Raw genomic sequence first — 16,240 nt, 5'->3', positions numbered from 1 at the left:
GGCCATGGCCAAATACACCCTCGGCATAGCGGGCAACCCCAACTGCGGCAAGACGACCATGTTCAACGCCCTGACAGGCGCAAGACAGCATGTGGCCAACTGGCCGGGCGTCACGGTCGAAAAAAAGATCGGCATCATCAAGACAGACTCGGACACCGTGGAACTGGTGGATCTGCCAGGCACCTACTCGCTGACGGCCTACACCCAGGAGGAATTGGTCGCCAGGAACTTTCTTGTGGAAGAACGCCCCCAGGTAGTCATCGACGTGATCAACGCCGATGCCCTGGAGCGCAATCTCTACCTGGCCGTTCAGCTCATGGAGCTTGGCGTGCCGTTGGTGCTGGGCCTGAACATGATGGACGAAGTCCGCCAGAGCGGCAAGCACATCGACAGCGCCAAACTGGCCGCCCTGAGCGGGTGCAAGGTTGTGGAGACCGTGGCCAGGGATGGCAAGGGGGCGGACGAGCTGCTGCGCACCTCCCTTGATCTGGCCCGCGAGCAAGACGGCCAGTGGAAGCCGCTGAACATCTCCTACGGCCCTGACCTGGACCCGGTGCTCGCTGAGATGCAAGCCCTCATCGAGTCGGAGTCCTTTCTTACGGACAAGGTACCGCCGCGCTGGACCGGCATCAAGTATCTGGAACGCGACGAGGATGTCATCACCAGGGGGCGCACCGCCAACCCAGACCTCTCTGCCAGGCTCGAGGCCATGGCCGACGCGGTGGAGACTCATACCGAAAAGACTCTCAAGGCCGCACCGGACGCCCTCATCGCCGACTATCGCTACGGTTTCATCGCCGGAATGATCAAGGATGTCGTCACCTATCCCGTTCTCGACGAAGACCGCATCAGCCGTTCGGACGCCATGGACAAGGTGCTCACCCACACCCTGCTCGGCCCGCTGATCATGCTCGGCATCGTCTATGTCATTTACGAAATCACCTTCACGGTGGGCGAAGTGCCCATGGGTTGGCTCGAATCGTTCTTCGGCTGGCTCGGAGACACGGTCAGCGACGCCATGCCCGAAGGCCACCTGCGCTCGCTCCTCGTCTCAGGCATCATCGACGGCGTGGGCGGCGTTCTGGGCTTTGTGCCGCTGATCATGTTCATGTTCCTGATGATCTCGGCCCTTGAGGATTCGGGCTATATCGCCCGCATGGCCTACATGCTCGACAGGATCTTCAAGATATTCGGCCTGCACGGCACCTCGGTGCTGCCCTTCATCGTCTCGGGCGGCATTGCCGGGGGCTGCGCCGTTCCCGGCGTCATGGCCACCCGCACCCTCAGAAGCCCCAAGGAGAAACTGGCCACCCTCTTCGTCGCCCCATACATGACCTGCGGGGCCAAGGTGCCTGTCTTTCTGATGCTCACCGCCGCCTTCTTCCCGAATAACGCGGCCACGGTCATGCTCATGATCACCCTGGGCGCGTGGGCCATGGCCCTGATCGTCGCCCGCATCCTGCGCTCCACCATCATCCGAGGCGCCTCAACGCCCTTTGTCATGGAACTGCCGCCCTACCGCATGCCCACCCTGCGCGGCGTGCTCATCCACACCTGGGAACGAACCTGGGAATACGCCAAGAAGGCGGGCACCATCATTCTCGGCATCTCCATCCTCATCTGGGCAATGATGACCTTCCCCCAGATGCCCGAGGAACAAGCCGAGGTCTTTGAGGCCAAGCGCACCCCCATCGTTGCCCTGATCGAAGCCTTGGGAGAGGACGCGGATGAAAGCATCCTGACACCCCTTGAAGAACAGCTGGCCGACATAGACAACGCCGAAGCCGAGGCAGCAATCCGCCACACCGTGGCAGGGCGCATCGGCACCGCCCTGGAACCGATCTCGCGCTACGCCGGATTCGACTGGCGCACCAACATAGCCCTTACCGGCGGATTCGCGGCCAAGGAGGTCATCGTCTCCACGCTGGGCACCGCCTATTCCCTGGGCGAGGTGGACCCCGAGGAAACCGAGTCCCTGGCCCAGAGGCTGGTAAACGACCCCATGTTCACCCCGGCCTCGGCTGTAGCCCTGATCCTCTTCACCATGCTCTACGCCCCCTGCTTCGTCACCGTGGTGGCCATGGCCCGCGAGTCGAGCTGGACCTGGGCCGCCTCCAGCGTCGTCGGCTCCACTGTACTGGCCTTCATCATGGCCGTGGCCGGATACAACATCGCCCGGCTCGTGCTCTGACGAGCCCGGAAACACACGCAAAAAAGGGGAGCCCATCGGGGCTCCCCTTTTCATTTGACGCCAAATCCTCTATGGTGCGCCCGCAAGCCACAAGGAGAATCATGCCCGCCGTCCTCGCCCACCTGAAATCCCTGTTCAAGGACGCCACCCTGGCCAGCCTTGAGATGTTCAAGGTCATGATCCCCGTGATCATCGTGGTCAAGATCCTCCAGGAGCTGGAGCTGATAGCCTACCTTGCCTGGCCGCTCAAGCCGCTCATGGGACTGGTGGGCCTACCCGCCGAGATGGGGCTGGTCTGGGCCACGGCCATCGTCAACACGACGTATGCGGGCCTCATCGTTTTCCTCTCGCTGGCCGCGGACCATCCCCTGACAACGGCCCAGGCCACGGTACTGGCCGTACTCATCCTGGTTGCCCACGCCCTCCCCATGGAGAGCGCCATTGCCCGACGTTCCGGCGCACGCTTCCTGTTCCAGTGCGCGGTTCGGCTTGTGGGGGCCTTCACCCTGGGCTGGCTGCTCAACACCCTCTACACCGCCACGGACACCCTGCAGGAACCGGCCACAGTACTCTTCCGCATGGATCATCAGGACACAGCCGACCCAACGCTGGCCTCCTGGGCAGTGGACCAGTCCATCAACCTCGCCTCCATATTCGCGGTCATCCTCGTGCTCCTGTTGCTGATGCGACTACTCACGGCGTTGCGTATCGTGGAGCTGATGAACAGACTCCTGCGCCCGCTGCTCAAGCTCATCGGCATCGGCCCCAAGGCATCGGCCATCACGGTCATCGGACTGACCATGGGCCTGTCCTACGGCGGCGGCCTGATCATCAATGAGGCCCGCCAGGGCAACGTGGGCAAGGAGGATGTCTTCTACTCCCTGACACTTATGGGCTTGTGCCATTCGCTGATCGAGGATACCCTGCTTCTGGCCCTGATCGGCGGCCACATCTCCGGCATCTTCTGGGGACGGCTGATCTTCGCTGTGGTGGCTGTGGCGGGCATCGTCCAGATCGTCCGCCGACTGCCTCCGCATGTTCAAAACACCTACCTCTGGGTTGGTAAATGACCACCCGGAACCAATCGGGAGACACCATGACAGCAATCTCCATCATCCACACAGACAAGGCGCCCGCCGCCGTCGGCCCCTACTCGCAGGCCACCCGCTCCGGGGACATGCTCTTCGTCTCCGGCCAACTCGGCATCGTCCCCGGCCAGGGCTTGGCCGAGGGATTCAAGGCCCAGACCCGTCAGGCCCTGGACAACCTCAAGGCGATCCTTGAAGCGGGCGGATCGTCTCTGAGCAAGGTGCTGACAGTGGACGTATTCATCCTGGACATGGGCCGCTTCGCAGACCTCAATGCCATCTATGCGGAATATTTCGGCGATCACAAGCCTGCCAGGGCGGCCATCCAGGTGGCCGGGCTGCCCCTTGGCGGGCTGGTGGAGTTTAAGTGCATGGCGGTTTCCGGATAGCCGCCCCCGAAACTCCGCTTGACACCTTTGCAAGAACTCCGATAAGCGAAAAAACATGACACGCAATACCGCCGCCCGTTTCTTTTTCTTTAGCTTTTTTTACAGGAACGCCTGCGGTCTTGGTGTGCGCTAACGTCTGAAGAGAAGTATCAGCAAACAAAGAGGCCGCGGGCAGAGTCCGCGGCCTCTTTCGTTTCAGGCCGCGCCAGCGACCCAAACCGAGAAAGGAGAACGTCATGCACCTTGGAAAGGCCATCCGCATGGAACGGATCATGAACCGCAACAACGGCCGCACCATCGTGGTGCCGCTGGACCACGGCGTGACCGTCGGCCCCATCTACGGCCTGGTGGACCTGCGCGAGACCGTCGACCTGGTGGCCGAGGGCGGAGCCAACGCCATGCTCATGCACAAAGGCATTCCCCGCTGCTCGCACAGGGCGGGCGGCAAGGACATCGGGCTGATCATCCACCTGTCGGCCTCCACCTCGCTCTCGCCCTTTCCCAACGCCAAAACCATCGTGGGATCTGTCACCGACGCCATCAAGCTCGGCGCGGACGCGGTGTCGGTCCATGTCAACCTGGGCGACGAGACCGAGCCTCAGATGCTGGCCGATCTTGGCAGGCTCTGCTCCGAAGCCAATGAATGGGGGATGCCGGTGCTGGCCATGATGTACGCTCGCGGCCCCAAGATCACCGACGAGTATGACCCGAAGGTGGTCGCCCACTGCGCCCGGGTGGGCGTTGAACTGGGGGCGGACATCGTCAAGGTCAACTATACCGGCGACATCGATTCCTTCTCGCGGGTGGTCGACGGCTGCTGCGTTCCGGTGGTCATCGCAGGCGGCCCCAAGCTCGAAAGCCAGCGCGACCTTGTCCAGATGGTCCACGACTCCATCCGTGCGGGCGGCGCCGGCATGTCGGTGGGCCGCAACATTTTCCAGAATGAAGACCCGGCCCGCATCGTGGCCGCTCTGCACAAGGTCGTTCATGAGGACTGGGACGTGGATTCGGCCATGACCCTGCTGTGATGAAGAATCAATCCACGAATTCCACGCGCACGGAGGCCAGATAGTGCGCCAAACGCTCGACCTGGCTGGCGGCCCCGGTGTGGTCGTCGGCCAGGGCGGCGCTCTCGAGAGCCAGGCCGATGTCGCCCATGCCCCGGAAGCCGTAGCCATAGCCCGTTCCCTTGGCGGTGTGGCCCAGACGGGCCAGGGTGACGAAATCCTGCGCGGCCAGCGCGGCCCGCATGGCCTCCACTTCGCGCCGGGAACTGGCGAAGAATCGCTCCATGAGTTCCTCAAGATCTGCGTCTATGCGTTCGATGATGGGCGGTTCGGTCATGGATTCCTGCCTGATACCGCGGGGCGACCCCGGTGTAGCGAAAGTTGCACCGACTTGAACTTGTTGGAAAATGCCCCTAAGGTTGTTCCTGACAATCACCTCTGGAACCAACCCTGTCAAGCCTTGAGGATATGGCCCACCGCATGAAAGACCGCGCTCTGGCCCTTGTCGTCCTGATCACGATGGCCGCCCTGCTTGGCTCCTGCTCGCGCCACGACGCGGTCAGGGTGGCCCGGGCGGCGGCCACGGGCAGTCCGGCCGCTGCGGCCGAATCCCTGGCCAGAAGCAAAGCGCAGGCCTATGCCGCCAATCCGGCAGCCCTGACCGCAGACCTCAAACAGATGGCCAGGATGATCGAGAGCTTCCTCAAGGCCGTGGAGTCGGTATGGGGCAAAAAGGACACCCGAGTCCCCACCCCCAAGGAATACGTCAAGTACACCCACAACTACCTCTCGCGAGCCAGCGTGGACTTTGACAAGGGCATCATCCTGGTCGAGACCCTTGACCAGGAAAATCCCATGGAGAGCCTGCGCACAGCCATTATCACCACCCTGCTCACCCCGGCCGATCCCCGCACCGTGGACCTGTATTCATCAAGCCCGGTCAAACTCGGTGAAACGCCTTTTCTCTATGGCGAGGTCAAGGACCACGAAGGACATGACATCCGCTGGGCATGGCGGGCCGAACGGTTCGCCGACCACCTGATGGCCTCGGGCGTGGGCGTACGGACCATTGACGGCAAGACAGTACGGGCCGTGACCTTCCACATGATTCCCGACCATCTTGACGTACGCGCCCGGAAGTATCGCGGGCTTGTGGAGACGGCGGCAGTCCGCTTTGCCGTCAGCCGCAGCCTGATCTACGCCATCATGAAGGTGGAGTCGGACTTCAACCCCTTTGCCGTCAGCCACGCCAACGCCATCGGCCTGATGCAGGTGGTGGCCGCCACTGCCGGAAGCGATGTCTACCGCCTGCTCAACGGCCGGGAAGGCCAGCCCGGACAGGATGACCTCTTCCACCCGCCCACCAACATCACTTACGGTACCGCCTACCTGCACCTGCTCGACACCCGCTACCTCTCGGGAGTGGCCGACCCTGTGTCCCGTGAATACTGCGTCATCGCGGGCTACAACGGCGGGGCGGGCGGGGTGCTCAGGACGTTTCACAGTGACCGCGCCAAGGCGGCGCGACGCATCAACGGCATGCATCCCGGCGCGGTTTACGACACCCTGCGCACTAGCCTGCCCCACGCCGAAACCCGACGCTATCTCGGTAAGGTCGTGGACGCCAGACGACACTTCGTCAACTTCTAACAAGCTGACACTCATGAACATCCACGACGCCACCACCCTCCTTGGAGAGTCACTGTCGGAACTGTTGACCGGGCAGCTGTCCGGGCTGACGCCCGAGATGATCCGCCTGGGCGCGGGCGCAATCCTTGGTCTGGCCGCCCTGACACTGTTGCTGATCGCCCTGCGCCTGTTGACAAGAAACAGAGGCGGCAAGGCCAAACGTGTCAACATCGCCCGAACCCTCCAGCATCAAGGCGCGTCCATTGACCTGATAAACGACGGCGCCGTGGCGGTACGCTTCGTCATCACTGCTGCCGCGTCAGGCAAACTCACCTGCGAGATCATCGAACGCTTCGACACCATCAAGGCCACGGAGGGCGAAGATGTCACCTGCGTTTTCGCCCCGGTCCGGGTCGAGAGTGGCAGGGTCAACGCTTTCACTGCCCGCCTCGTGGAGTCTGACAGATCGGGACGCAGAGCCGACCGCATCGTCCTCTCCGCTCCGCGCAGCTACGCCATGGTCGTGCGTCGCAAACACTCGCGCAAGCGCGTGGCCGACCAGCAATTCATCCGTGTCAAACTGTGGATGGAAAGCCCCTACGCCTCGGACACGTCCTTTGAGGACGCGATGCCCCATATCGGAATCAACTCTCTTTCGACCGAAGGGGCCGCGCAGGCGGCCAACGCCGTGCTCAATATCTCAAGCGGCGGCCTGGGGTTGAGCGTACAAAACCACGTCATCCCCGAAACCTGCGCCGTGGGCGCCGCCGTGACCGTCAACCTGTTCATGTTCAATTTCCGGGAAAAGACCTTCAAGCCCTACTGGTACAGCGGCACGGTGCGCACCATGGAATCGGGCCGCCCCGGCTTCACCCGCATGGGCATCGCCTTTGATGGCGCGGCCGCCCCCCTGGCCCGCGGGGGACTCCGCTGGACCCGCTTCGACTGATGCCCCCAAAACAAAAGCCCCGACCACATCCGGCCGGGGCTCTTTGCTTCGAGTGAGGAGGAATCAGCTCTTCTTGCTGACAAAACGGTCGCGGGCAAGGCGGGAGACATTGCCCGCGCCAAAGCTGTACCCCGCGATTCTGCGGTTTTGCTGCTTCATATCCGCCAGATCGCGCTTGAGAGACGAGTGCAGCCGTCTGGCCTCACCAGAAATCTCGTCCTGGAGCGATTTCATCTCCACCAGCTTGTCGGCGAGGATCTCCAGGTGCTTGCGGTCGAGGTCTTCAATGGCCTGGTCGAGAATGCGCTCGCGGTCTCGCGAGAGCTTCTCCGCCTCGAACACGTCGCCCGCCACAAGAAAACCCAGCTCGCGGCGGCCGATGGAAAGCGCCTCGTCGATCATCCGATGTCTGGCGGTCATATCTACCTCCGGGCAGCCCTGATGTCGTCGCGAATAAGCTTGATGACCTTTTTCCATTTCTCCACCGCAGGCAGAAACTCATAGTCGAGCAAATCGGCCAGGAGAATCCAGTCCTCGTTTTCGAGCACAGAGCTCATCTCGGTGAACAGCTCGTTGAGCTCCTCGGCCGCCTTGGTGTACTCAACATTGTCCTTGAGGGAGTATTCGTCGCGCAGGACGCCAATGGTACGCAGAAAGTTCCTGATCACTTCAAGGAGGTCCTGGTAGGTGTCCAGGGCCTCGGCGTCGTCGGCCTGACGGAAGAGCTGGGCCACCCGCTTGCCCCCCTCGGACATGAGGTTGACCACCTTGTAGAGCTCAAGGGTGACTTCCACGGCCATCTCGCCGGTAGACATGGTCACGATCTCGACAGACTGGACATCGGACATGTCGATGTCCTCGGACTGGTGGGGATAGATTTCCGTAAAGGGTTCATTGTTGATCATCACGTCGGTGACAACGCGGTCCTCAAGGCGGCCATCCTCAACCACCTTGTTGAAAACCTGCTCCAGATTCTGGAAATGTCCGATGCCGATGTCGTAGGGCTTGCCGTCAATGACTATCATGCTTGTCTCCTCCTTGAGTGGGATGATACTTTTTTCCGAAAAAGTCGGTTCCGAACGATCTATTCAATAACCATGCCGACTACGCGAGTTCCGTGGCCAGCGAAATGAACAGGGCGCGGTAGCGCTCAATGAGCGCCATAAGGGAACCAAGATCGTCCCCACACTGTTGCGACTCAAACATCCAAAGCAATCCCAGTATATTAAGACGAGAATCAGCAGACAGCACATTCTGCAGCCGCTGCCAGGAGGCGAGAAATTTTGCCTTGGCCTGTGGTCTGGGATTGGCAGCCAGGACCATGGCCTGCCTCGACAGCAGAAAAAGCAGATCCGCCCCGCTTGTCAAAATATTGGACATGTCAGCCCTCATTGCAGAGCCGAGCAACTTCCCCAGGCCGGTGGCTCCCTCAAGCGGATCGCCATCAAGAAAGGGAAGATAGCAGGCCCGTTGCAAGGCGATCCACAGACTACGATCCGTCTGGTCGTGGCCAGAAAGGGAAAGAAGATCAAGGAACCCGGCGTTTCCGGTGCGGGTGAGCCAGACCCTGGCACCTGGACAAGAATCGCTCTCCCGTCCGGTCATAAGACGGTCCAGAGCCGAGAACACGGCCTCGGGCGTCACCGTCCTGCGGCAGGCGTTGTCGTGGGGGCAAACGGTGCCGAATCCGCAGGGATGACACGGCAAGTCAGGCTCAAGGCAAATGTTTCCCTGCCGGTAGGGGCCAGTATCCCAGGGCTGGGCCGTGGCCAGGAACACAGCCACCAGCGGCACGCCCAGACCGGCGGCCAGGTGCATGGTGCCGGTGTCGTTGGTGACCAGGGCACGGCAACGCGACAGCACGCTGGCCAGCCCGGTCAGCGATGTACGGCCCATGAGGTCAATGCAAGGGGACTCGTAGGCGGTTCGAAACCGCTCGCCAAGAGGGATCTCGTCCGAACTGCCAAGCAGCACGGGAACCAGCCCGAGCCGCTCCCTGGCCAGCCGGGCCAGGGCCACGAAATAAGCCACAGGCCAACGGCGGCACTCCTCGCTGGCACCCGGCTGCAGGGCCAGGAATCCCCCACCCTGCCAGGCACCATGATCCCCGGCCAACAGGTCGTCGGCCCGTTCCAGCTCCGCCGGATCGGGCCGCGCCAGAACCAGGCTGTTGCCCTCATCGCGCAGCCCGGCCACGCGCCGGAATATATCGCAAATATTAAATGGGCTGGCTCCGCGATTGGCTCCGGCCATCTGCAGGAAAGCGGCCCAGGACGACGTGTCGGCGTTGAATCCGAACTGGTCAACACCAAACCCGGCCACTCGGGCGTCCGCCGGGGTCAGGGCGCGGGTGAGCAGCCGCGAGGACACTGACGGCGTCAGGTTGATGACCACATCTGCCGGAAACAAGGCCGGGATATCCGCGGCAAAGGCGGCCATGTCGCGGACGGCCAGCCGCCAATCCTGATCAATCCGGGCCAGCAGGCCGGCGCCCGGCAGTGGAAAGACCCGGTCCACGCCGTGGAGCAGACGGGCAGCCGAGGCAAAATTCTCCAGGCACACCAGCCCGACGCGATGCCCCAGGGCCACATGCCCCGAAATGACGGGCTGGGTCTGAATAAGATCGCCGAACCGGGTCAGATTGATTATCAGCACATTCACAAAAGGGTCCTCGGATGGATCGGGCGTCAGGGAATCATCACTTTATCAAGACGAATGCAAATTTGACGCCGTCCCGTCTCAGAGTCCGGCCCCGGCCTGAACCAGACGCACCAGCTTCTCGGTGGACTGGATGGCCGCCTTGAGCCGGGCGCGTTCTCCGGCATCCAGAGCGGCGGGGTTGACGAGGCTGTGCGGCCTCACGCCCTCGGCCTCGCACGCCAGGCCGATCTCGAGCCGCTTGCGCTGGAGATACTCCCAGGCCGCCAACAGCCGTTGGCCATGGTCCGCCGAGACGTGCCCGGCCTCGGCCATGGCCCGGACGCGATCACAGGTGTTGCTGGGACCGAGGTTGTATTTGAGGGTCAGGATGCGGGCACTGTTGGTCAGGTGGGCCAGCACACTGTTTTTTATATTGAGATGCCCCTGCCACGGCCCGGATCGCTCGGTGATGAAGGCGCCGAAAATGGTCAGTGGCAGCCGGTAATCCGTCAACTCGCCGATGAGCAGGGACAGGACGATGGGCTTGGTGCGGACGTATTCCCACAGCCGCTCACGCAGCTTATCCGCCTCTTCGGGAGAGCCGAAGAGGCCGCGAAAGTCGAGGATCAATCCCGACTGCCACGCCCCCTTTTCAGCCGGATTGGAAAGCCAGCCCGTGAGCCGCAACAACCAATCGTCATAGGAACCTCGCCACTGCCCGTTGGAGACCATGACCCCACCATCGCACAGGGGAATGCCCGCGCCGTCCAAAGCCACCACTATGGACTGGGCCACGTCCTCAAGATCGTCAGGATCGACCCCCTCGGCCACGATCATCCCATTGTCCTGATCCGAACCGATGACCTGCTCGTCGCGACCGCCCGAGCCGAATTCGAGAAAAGTGCATCGGCGCAGCCAAGGGGCGTCCTGGGCGTGGGCCTCCAAGACCGCCTGAATCACCGAACGGTTGTAGGCCGAGAGCCGCTTGCAGGTCTGTTCGGCGGAGAGCCCGGTGTCGAGCCAGTCCTGCACAAGGTCGCGCCGGGTGCTACGCAGCCCGGCGAGCTTACCGTCGCGAGCCATCCTGAGCAGTTCGCGGTCTAGCCCGGCGGGTGCGCCAAAAACAGCCTCGAATTTAGGACCAGGGAAGCGGGAATGCCCGGATTCGTCGCTCACATCGCGCTCCATGGCCGCCCAGGCGACCGTTTACCGGCAAAATGGACCCGTTAACCGCAGGGATGACCAGCTCAGGACCCGCGACCGGACGAGTTTGACCGTTTACCTGAAATGCCATGCCCCGGACTATATTACTACTTTAAAAAGACCCCAACGGCAAACCTGCTAACCAAAAGGGGGCACACCATGGACCGAATCGAAAGAATCAGAAAACGACAACTCAACTTCGCACTTGGCATCGGCATTCCGTACTTCGCCTTTGTCATAGGAATCTTCCTGCTGGTCTATCTGGCAAAGGAAACCGTCACCAGTGTGAACATCCTCAATTTCCCCCTGCACTATTGGCTGGTCGCGGTGGCCGTCTATCCCGTCACCTGGGCGCTGTTCATCTGGTACGTGGGCAAGGCCAACGCCATTGAGGACGAGATAGAAACCATCGCCCAGGGGGAATAATCATGGAAACCGGATACCAGATACCTGTCACCGCCCTGGTGCTCATCGGGCTGATGCTGGCCTTCACGGTGATAACCTCCGTGATGTTCCGTAAACAGAAAACTTCGGCCGACTATTACCTGGCCGGACGCAAGGTCAACTCGTTCATCAACGCCTCGGCCATCTCCTCGGACTACCTCTCCGCCGCCTCCTTCCTGGGTGTGGCAGGCGTGGCCTTCCTCTACGGCTTTGACGGCATCATCTACGCCCTCGGGTTCTTCGTGGGCTACATCGCGCTGCTCCTGTTCCTGGCCAGCCCGCTGCGCAAGTTCGGCCGCTACACCGTACCCGACTTCGTTTCCGAACGGTTCCACTCCAAGACGGCCCGTGTCCTCGGCGTCATCGGCGTGCTCTTCGTCTCCCTCTTCTATATGGCCCCGCAGATGCTCGGCGCGGGCAAGGTCATGGGATTGCTCCTGGGCATGGAGTATGACATGGCCATCATCCTCATCACCCTGATTATCACTGTCTACGTCACCGTGGGCGGGATGAAGGGGACCACGGTCAACCAACTGGTCCAGTTCTGGATTCTCTTTGGCGCCATGTTCCTGCTCGCCTTCATCCCCTTTGTGCTCAAGGGCTATACCTACACCGACGTGGTGCAGTTCCTCGCTTCCTTCAAAGGGCCGGAGCCCGAGACGGGCAAGATGTTCGACGGAGAGGCGTACACTGCCCCGGCCTTCTGGCTGACCAGCCTCAAGGACACTCTCTCCCTGCTCCTGGCGCTGATGTTCGGTACGGCCGGGCTGCCGCACATCCTGGTGCGCTTTTACACCGCTCCCGATGGCAAGGCCGCCCGTCGCACGGTCATCTATGTGCTCTTTCTCATCGGCATGTTCTACATCCTGAGCCCGTATGTGGGCCATGTGGTCCGCTACATCTACCTCCAGGGCGACGCCCTGGGCGTCACCCAGCACCAGATGGCGTGGCTGGCCGAAAACGGCCAGAACCTGGCCGTGCCCGTGGCCGGATCGTACTTCGGCGGCCAGATCCTGCTCGGCATCGTGGTGGCCGGGGCCTTCGCGGCCATCCTCTCCACCGTGGCCGGGCTGATCATCGCCTGTGCCGGAGCCATTGGCCACGACCTGGTGGTCAACGTCTTCAACCCCAACATGCCCGAAGTCACCCGCGTCAAGGTGGCCCGCGTGGCCTCGGTCTTCGTCGGTTTTCTGGGTATCCCGCTGGGCCTGTGGGCCGAAAACATGCAGATCGCCATCCTCGTGGGCCTGGCATTCGCCATCGCGGCTTCCACCTTCTTCCCGGTACTGGTCATGGGCGTATGGTGGCCGAGGATGACCAAAAACGGCGCATGTGCCGGGCTTGTGGTCGGCATCATCGGATCGTTCGCCATGATCCTTGGCAAGGGCATGCTCCCGACCTTCCTCCAATTCAACAACCCGGGCGGATTCGTCATGATCATCAGCTTCCTCGCCATCTACGCGGCCTCCAAGATGGAAATCGCCGCCAAGGGCGAGGCTGCCCTGCCCCACGACACCAAGGAGGTCATGGCCATCCTCCATGGCCCGGAACAGGCGTAGCTCTCCTCAACTCCATACCAACGGCCGCGTCCATGCCGGGATGGACACGGACGCGGCCGGGGCGGGGGCCGTCGCGACAGCGGCGAGCCCCCGCCCGATCATGGGGGACCAGACCGGCCCGAGGAATTGGCTCCTTGACACCGCGCCGCGCCGTACATACTTAAAAGGCCACCCACAACACCAAGGAGACGCATCCATGAGCTACGACATCAGGCTGGTCAAACTCGTCAGCGGCGATATGGTCATCGGCAAGTTCAACACCGAGGCCAAGACCATTGAAGAGCCCGCGACCATTCAGGCCATGCCCACCCAGCAGGGAACACAGATGGTGCTCCTGCCCTTCGGCTACCCCTTTGACCAGGAAATGCACGGCGAGATTTCCATGGATCACGTCCTCTTCGAGTACAAGTACTGCCCCGAGGAGTTGAAGACCAAATACATCGAGGCTGCCACCAACATCTCCCTGTCCAGCGGCGGGCTCGATCTCTCGGGTGCGGGCGGCGGGCTCAATCTGGGCTGATCGCCTTCCTTTTGACACCTGAGGGGAACGGGGCCGGTTCTTGAACGGACAGGCCCCGTTTCTTGTTCATACCCGCACCAAGGACACGGCGCATACATATGAAAGAACTGCTGCCCATTCTGCCCCGCCCCTCCCGCTACATCGGAAGCGAATGGGGCGTTGTCCGCAAGGACCCGGCCCGGGTGACGGTGCGCTGTGCCCTGGCCTTTCCCGACATGTACGAAGTGGGCATGTCCTATCTCGGACAACGCATTCTTTCCGAAGCGGTCAACGCCCATCCCCGATTCTGGGCCGAGCGCGTCTACGCCCCGTGCGTCGAGACTGCGGCCATCCTGCGTGATCGCGGCGTCTTTCTGGCCACCCTGGAGTCCGACACGCCTCTGGGCGAACTGGACGCCGTCGCCTTCAGCCTGACCCACGAGCTCTGCTATACCAACGTCCTTTACATGCTCGACCTTGGCGGCATCCCGCTCCGGTCGGCCCAACGCGACGAAACCCACCCGCTGGTCATTGCGGGCGGAGGCTCCACCTTCAACGCGGAACCCATGGCCCCTTTTTTCGACGCCATGGTCCTCGGAGACGGCGAGGAAACCCTGCCCGCCATCCTGGCCTGCATCGAGAAAAGTCGGCATGTCGGCGAATCCCGGGAGCAACTGCTGCGCGGACTCATCGACATTCCCGGCATCTATGTGCCCTCCTTTTTCGCAGACCAGGGACCGGGGATGCCCCTCAAGCCGCTGGTGGAGGGATACGAGAAGGTGGAAAAGGCCGTGGTGGCAGACCTGAACGCGGCCCCGTTCCCGCGCGGTACGGCCGTGCCTTACGGAGCGGTCCACGACCGGCTGACCATGGAGATCGCCCGCGGCTGCACACGGGGCTGCCGCTTCTGCCAGGCTGGCATGATCTACCGCCCGGTGCGAGAGCGCTCTCTGGAGACCCTGGACGACATCCTCACCCGAGGCCTGGCCGAAACCGGCTACGAGGAAACCTCGATCCTCTCCCTGTCCACGGGCGATTTCTCGGCGCTGGACACTTTCTTCACCCGCAGCTTCGACAAATGCGCGGCCGAGCAGGTCTCCATCTCGCTGCCCTCCCTGCGTGTGGGCTCCCTTTCGGCCCCCATCATGGAGCGCATCTCGTCCATCCGTCGCACTGGCGCGACCCTGGCACCCGAGGCGGGCAGCCAGCGCCTGCGCGATGTCATCAACAAGGGCGTGACCGAGGAGGAACTCATCGACCACGTCCGCCTGCTGTTCGACAACGGCTGGCAAGGCGTCAAACTCTACTTCATGATCGGCTTGCCCACAGAAACCGATGCCGACCTTGACGCCATCGTCGACCTCTGTCTCAAGGTGCGCGATGCGGCCGGTCGGCACGTCAAGCGACTCCAGGTCACGGCGGCCGTATCGCCTTTCGTGCCCAAGCCCCAGACCCCGTTCCAGTGGGAGCCCCAGCTTTCCTACGATGAAATATGCCGCCGCATCGGCCGTCTGCGCGACGGATTCCGCGTCCACAAGCGGATCAACCTGAAATTCCATGAACCGGAAATGACCACCCTTGAAGGGCTTTTCTCCCGAGGCGACAGACGGCTGGCCGAGGTGGTGGAACAGGCCTACCGCGACGGAGCACTCTTCTCAAGCTGGAAGGACCACCTCTCCCTTGGGCCTTACCGCAAGGCTGTCGAGGAGCTTGGCCTGAGTTGGGATGAATTCACTGGCCCACGCGACCCCGAGTCCCCCCTGCCCTGGGACCATCTCTCCTGCGGGCTGACCCGACGCTTTCTGCTGACCGAGCGCCAACGCGCCCTGGCCGAACGCGTGACCGAGGACTGTCGCTACGCTGCCTGCCGCAACTGCGGGGTGTGCGGACACGACGACCACATCTCGACCCTGACCGCCCAGGCCCACAAGAACATCCGGCCCCGACTGGTCTTTACCGAACGAGACCAGGAGGGTGAGCAGCCAGCCTATTCGCTGGACAAGCCGGACCTGACCATCCGCGCCGCCCACTTCCGCATCTGGTACCAAAAGACCGGCCCGGCCGCCTTTTTGAGCCAGCTTGAGCTTCAAGCCGTATTTGAACGCGCCCTGCGCCGGGCCGGACTACCGCTCAGCTTTTCGGCCGGATTTCATCCCATGCCCAGGCTCTCGTTCGGCATGGCCCTGCCGGTGGGCGTGGCCAGCCGCCTGGAGTGGATCAATATCTTCTTGCGCGAAGACTTTGATCCCGACGAAGTCACCGCCCGGCTTGACCGGGTCATGCCCGAAGGGCTGTCACCCCTGCGCACCGAGCGGCTGGACATGGGCAAACGTCAGCCCCAACCTGTGATAGAGGACTTTGAGCTGCTTCTGCTGCGCGATGCGCCGCAACATCTGGCCCAATGGGCCGCATTCATGGAATCCGACAAGTTTTTGATCACCAGGAAAACAAAGCGAGGGACCAAGGACGTTGACATCCGGGCCATGGTCGCAAGCGCCGTCACATCCGACGACACCGTAACCCTGACCTGCGACTGGCGCGAGGGCTACATCAGCCCGCTGGCTCTGATCCAGACCGTGCTCAATGGCGCCACGCTCCTGGACTTCAACCTGACCAAAACAGCCCAGCGATTCGCCTGAGCC

15 protein-coding genes are annotated in these 16,240 nt (G+C 62.3%); 10 read left to right on the top strand and 5 right to left on the bottom strand.

Going from position 1 to position 16,240, the window contains the following annotated elements; translation table 11 throughout:
• The first annotated feature begins 4 nt into the window (after nt 1-4).
• From feoB to GKC30_RS04765, 4 genes are all read left to right on the top strand, one after another.
• Nucleotides 5-2,191, top strand: coding sequence for a ferrous iron transport protein B (gene feoB / locus GKC30_RS04780; protein ID WP_155932615.1), 2,187 nt, complete (start codon nt 5-7; stop codon nt 2,189-2,191).
• A 101-nt stretch (nt 2,192-2,292) separates the two neighbouring features.
• Nucleotides 2,293-3,261, top strand: a complete 969-nt coding sequence (locus tag GKC30_RS04775) for a hypothetical protein (RefSeq protein ID WP_196772809.1) — start codon at nt 2,293-2,295, stop codon at nt 3,259-3,261.
• A gap of 26 nt (nt 3,262-3,287) precedes the next feature.
• Nucleotides 3,288-3,668 carry a Rid family detoxifying hydrolase gene (locus GKC30_RS04770; RefSeq protein WP_155932611.1) on the top strand — a complete coding sequence of 127 codons (381 nt, stop codon included), beginning with the start codon at nt 3,288-3,290 and terminating at the stop codon, nt 3,666-3,668.
• Nucleotides 3,669-3,904: 236 nt separating this feature from the next.
• Nucleotides 3,905-4,696: a 2-amino-3,7-dideoxy-D-threo-hept-6-ulosonate synthase gene (locus GKC30_RS04765; RefSeq protein ID WP_155932609.1), complete on the top strand. Its 792-nt coding sequence runs from the start codon at nt 3,905-3,907 to the stop codon at nt 4,694-4,696.
• A gap of 7 nt (nt 4,697-4,703) precedes the next feature.
• On the opposite strand, the gene GKC30_RS04760 is transcribed toward GKC30_RS04765, so the two are convergent.
• Nucleotides 4,704-5,012: an Hpt domain-containing protein gene (locus tag GKC30_RS04760; protein ID WP_155932607.1), complete on the bottom strand. Its 309-nt coding sequence runs from the start codon at nt 5,010-5,012 to the stop codon at nt 4,704-4,706.
• A 143-nt stretch (nt 5,013-5,155) separates the two neighbouring features.
• Between GKC30_RS04760 and mltC the strand changes: the two genes are divergently transcribed.
• Both mltC and GKC30_RS04750 read left to right on the top strand, forming a co-directional pair.
• Entirely contained in the window at nt 5,156-6,325 is a 1,170-nt protein-coding gene (mltC, locus tag GKC30_RS04755; protein WP_155932605.1) for a membrane-bound lytic murein transglycosylase MltC, read from the top strand.
• 13 nt (nt 6,326-6,338) lie between these two features.
• Nucleotides 6,339-7,253 (top strand): hypothetical protein, encoded by a 915-nt coding sequence (locus GKC30_RS04750; protein WP_155932603.1) that lies wholly within the window; start codon nt 6,339-6,341, stop codon nt 7,251-7,253.
• A 63-nt stretch (nt 7,254-7,316) separates the two neighbouring features.
• Here the strand turns inward: GKC30_RS04750 and GKC30_RS04745 are convergent, their stop codons facing one another.
• The 4 genes from GKC30_RS04745 to GKC30_RS04730 all read right to left on the bottom strand — a co-directional run bounded on the left by GKC30_RS04745 (nt 7,317) and on the right by GKC30_RS04730 (nt 11,069).
• Nucleotides 7,317-7,673: a hypothetical protein gene (locus tag GKC30_RS04745; RefSeq protein ID WP_155932601.1), complete on the bottom strand. Its 357-nt coding sequence runs from the start codon at nt 7,671-7,673 to the stop codon at nt 7,317-7,319.
• Between the two features lie 2 nt (nt 7,674-7,675).
• Nucleotides 7,676-8,278 (bottom strand): DUF8043 domain-containing protein, encoded by a 603-nt coding sequence (locus GKC30_RS04740; protein WP_155932599.1) that lies wholly within the window; start codon nt 8,276-8,278, stop codon nt 7,676-7,678.
• Between the two features lie 79 nt (nt 8,279-8,357).
• Nucleotides 8,358-9,914, bottom strand: coding sequence for a glycosyltransferase family 9 protein (locus tag GKC30_RS04735; protein WP_367613976.1), 1,557 nt, complete (start codon nt 9,912-9,914; stop codon nt 8,358-8,360).
• 78 nt (nt 9,915-9,992) lie between these two features.
• On the bottom strand, nt 9,993-11,069 hold the full coding sequence (locus GKC30_RS04730) for a DUF294 nucleotidyltransferase-like domain-containing protein (RefSeq protein ID WP_367613975.1): 1,077 nt from the start codon (nt 11,067-11,069) through the stop codon (nt 9,993-9,995).
• A gap of 186 nt (nt 11,070-11,255) precedes the next feature.
• On the opposite strand from GKC30_RS04730, the gene GKC30_RS04725 reads away from it, so the two are divergent.
• The 4 genes from GKC30_RS04725 to GKC30_RS04710 all read left to right on the top strand — a co-directional run bounded on the left by GKC30_RS04725 (nt 11,256) and on the right by GKC30_RS04710 (nt 16,237).
• A complete protein-coding gene (locus tag GKC30_RS04725; protein ID WP_155932593.1) occupies nt 11,256-11,522 on the top strand; it encodes a sodium/substrate symporter small subunit in 267 nt (88 codons plus the stop codon).
• 2 nt (nt 11,523-11,524) lie between these two features.
• Complete coding sequence (locus GKC30_RS04720; protein ID WP_155932592.1) at nt 11,525-13,099, top strand: sodium/solute symporter; 1,575 nt, start codon at nt 11,525-11,527, stop codon at nt 13,097-13,099.
• A 196-nt stretch (nt 13,100-13,295) separates the two neighbouring features.
• A complete protein-coding gene (locus GKC30_RS04715; protein ID WP_155932590.1) occupies nt 13,296-13,619 on the top strand; it encodes a hypothetical protein in 324 nt (107 codons plus the stop codon).
• 98 nt (nt 13,620-13,717) lie between these two features.
• A complete protein-coding gene (locus tag GKC30_RS04710; protein WP_155932588.1) occupies nt 13,718-16,237 on the top strand; it encodes a TIGR03960 family B12-binding radical SAM protein in 2,520 nt (839 codons plus the stop codon).
• The last annotated feature ends 3 nt before the right edge of the window (nt 16,238-16,240 follow it).

This window comes from Pseudodesulfovibrio alkaliphilus (genome assembly GCF_009729555.1).
GTDB lineage: Bacteria > Desulfobacterota > Desulfovibrionia > Desulfovibrionales > Desulfovibrionaceae > Pseudodesulfovibrio > Pseudodesulfovibrio alkaliphilus.
Note: the sequence above shows the minus strand (reverse complement) of the source record. Positions and strands in the feature narration are given on the sequence as shown.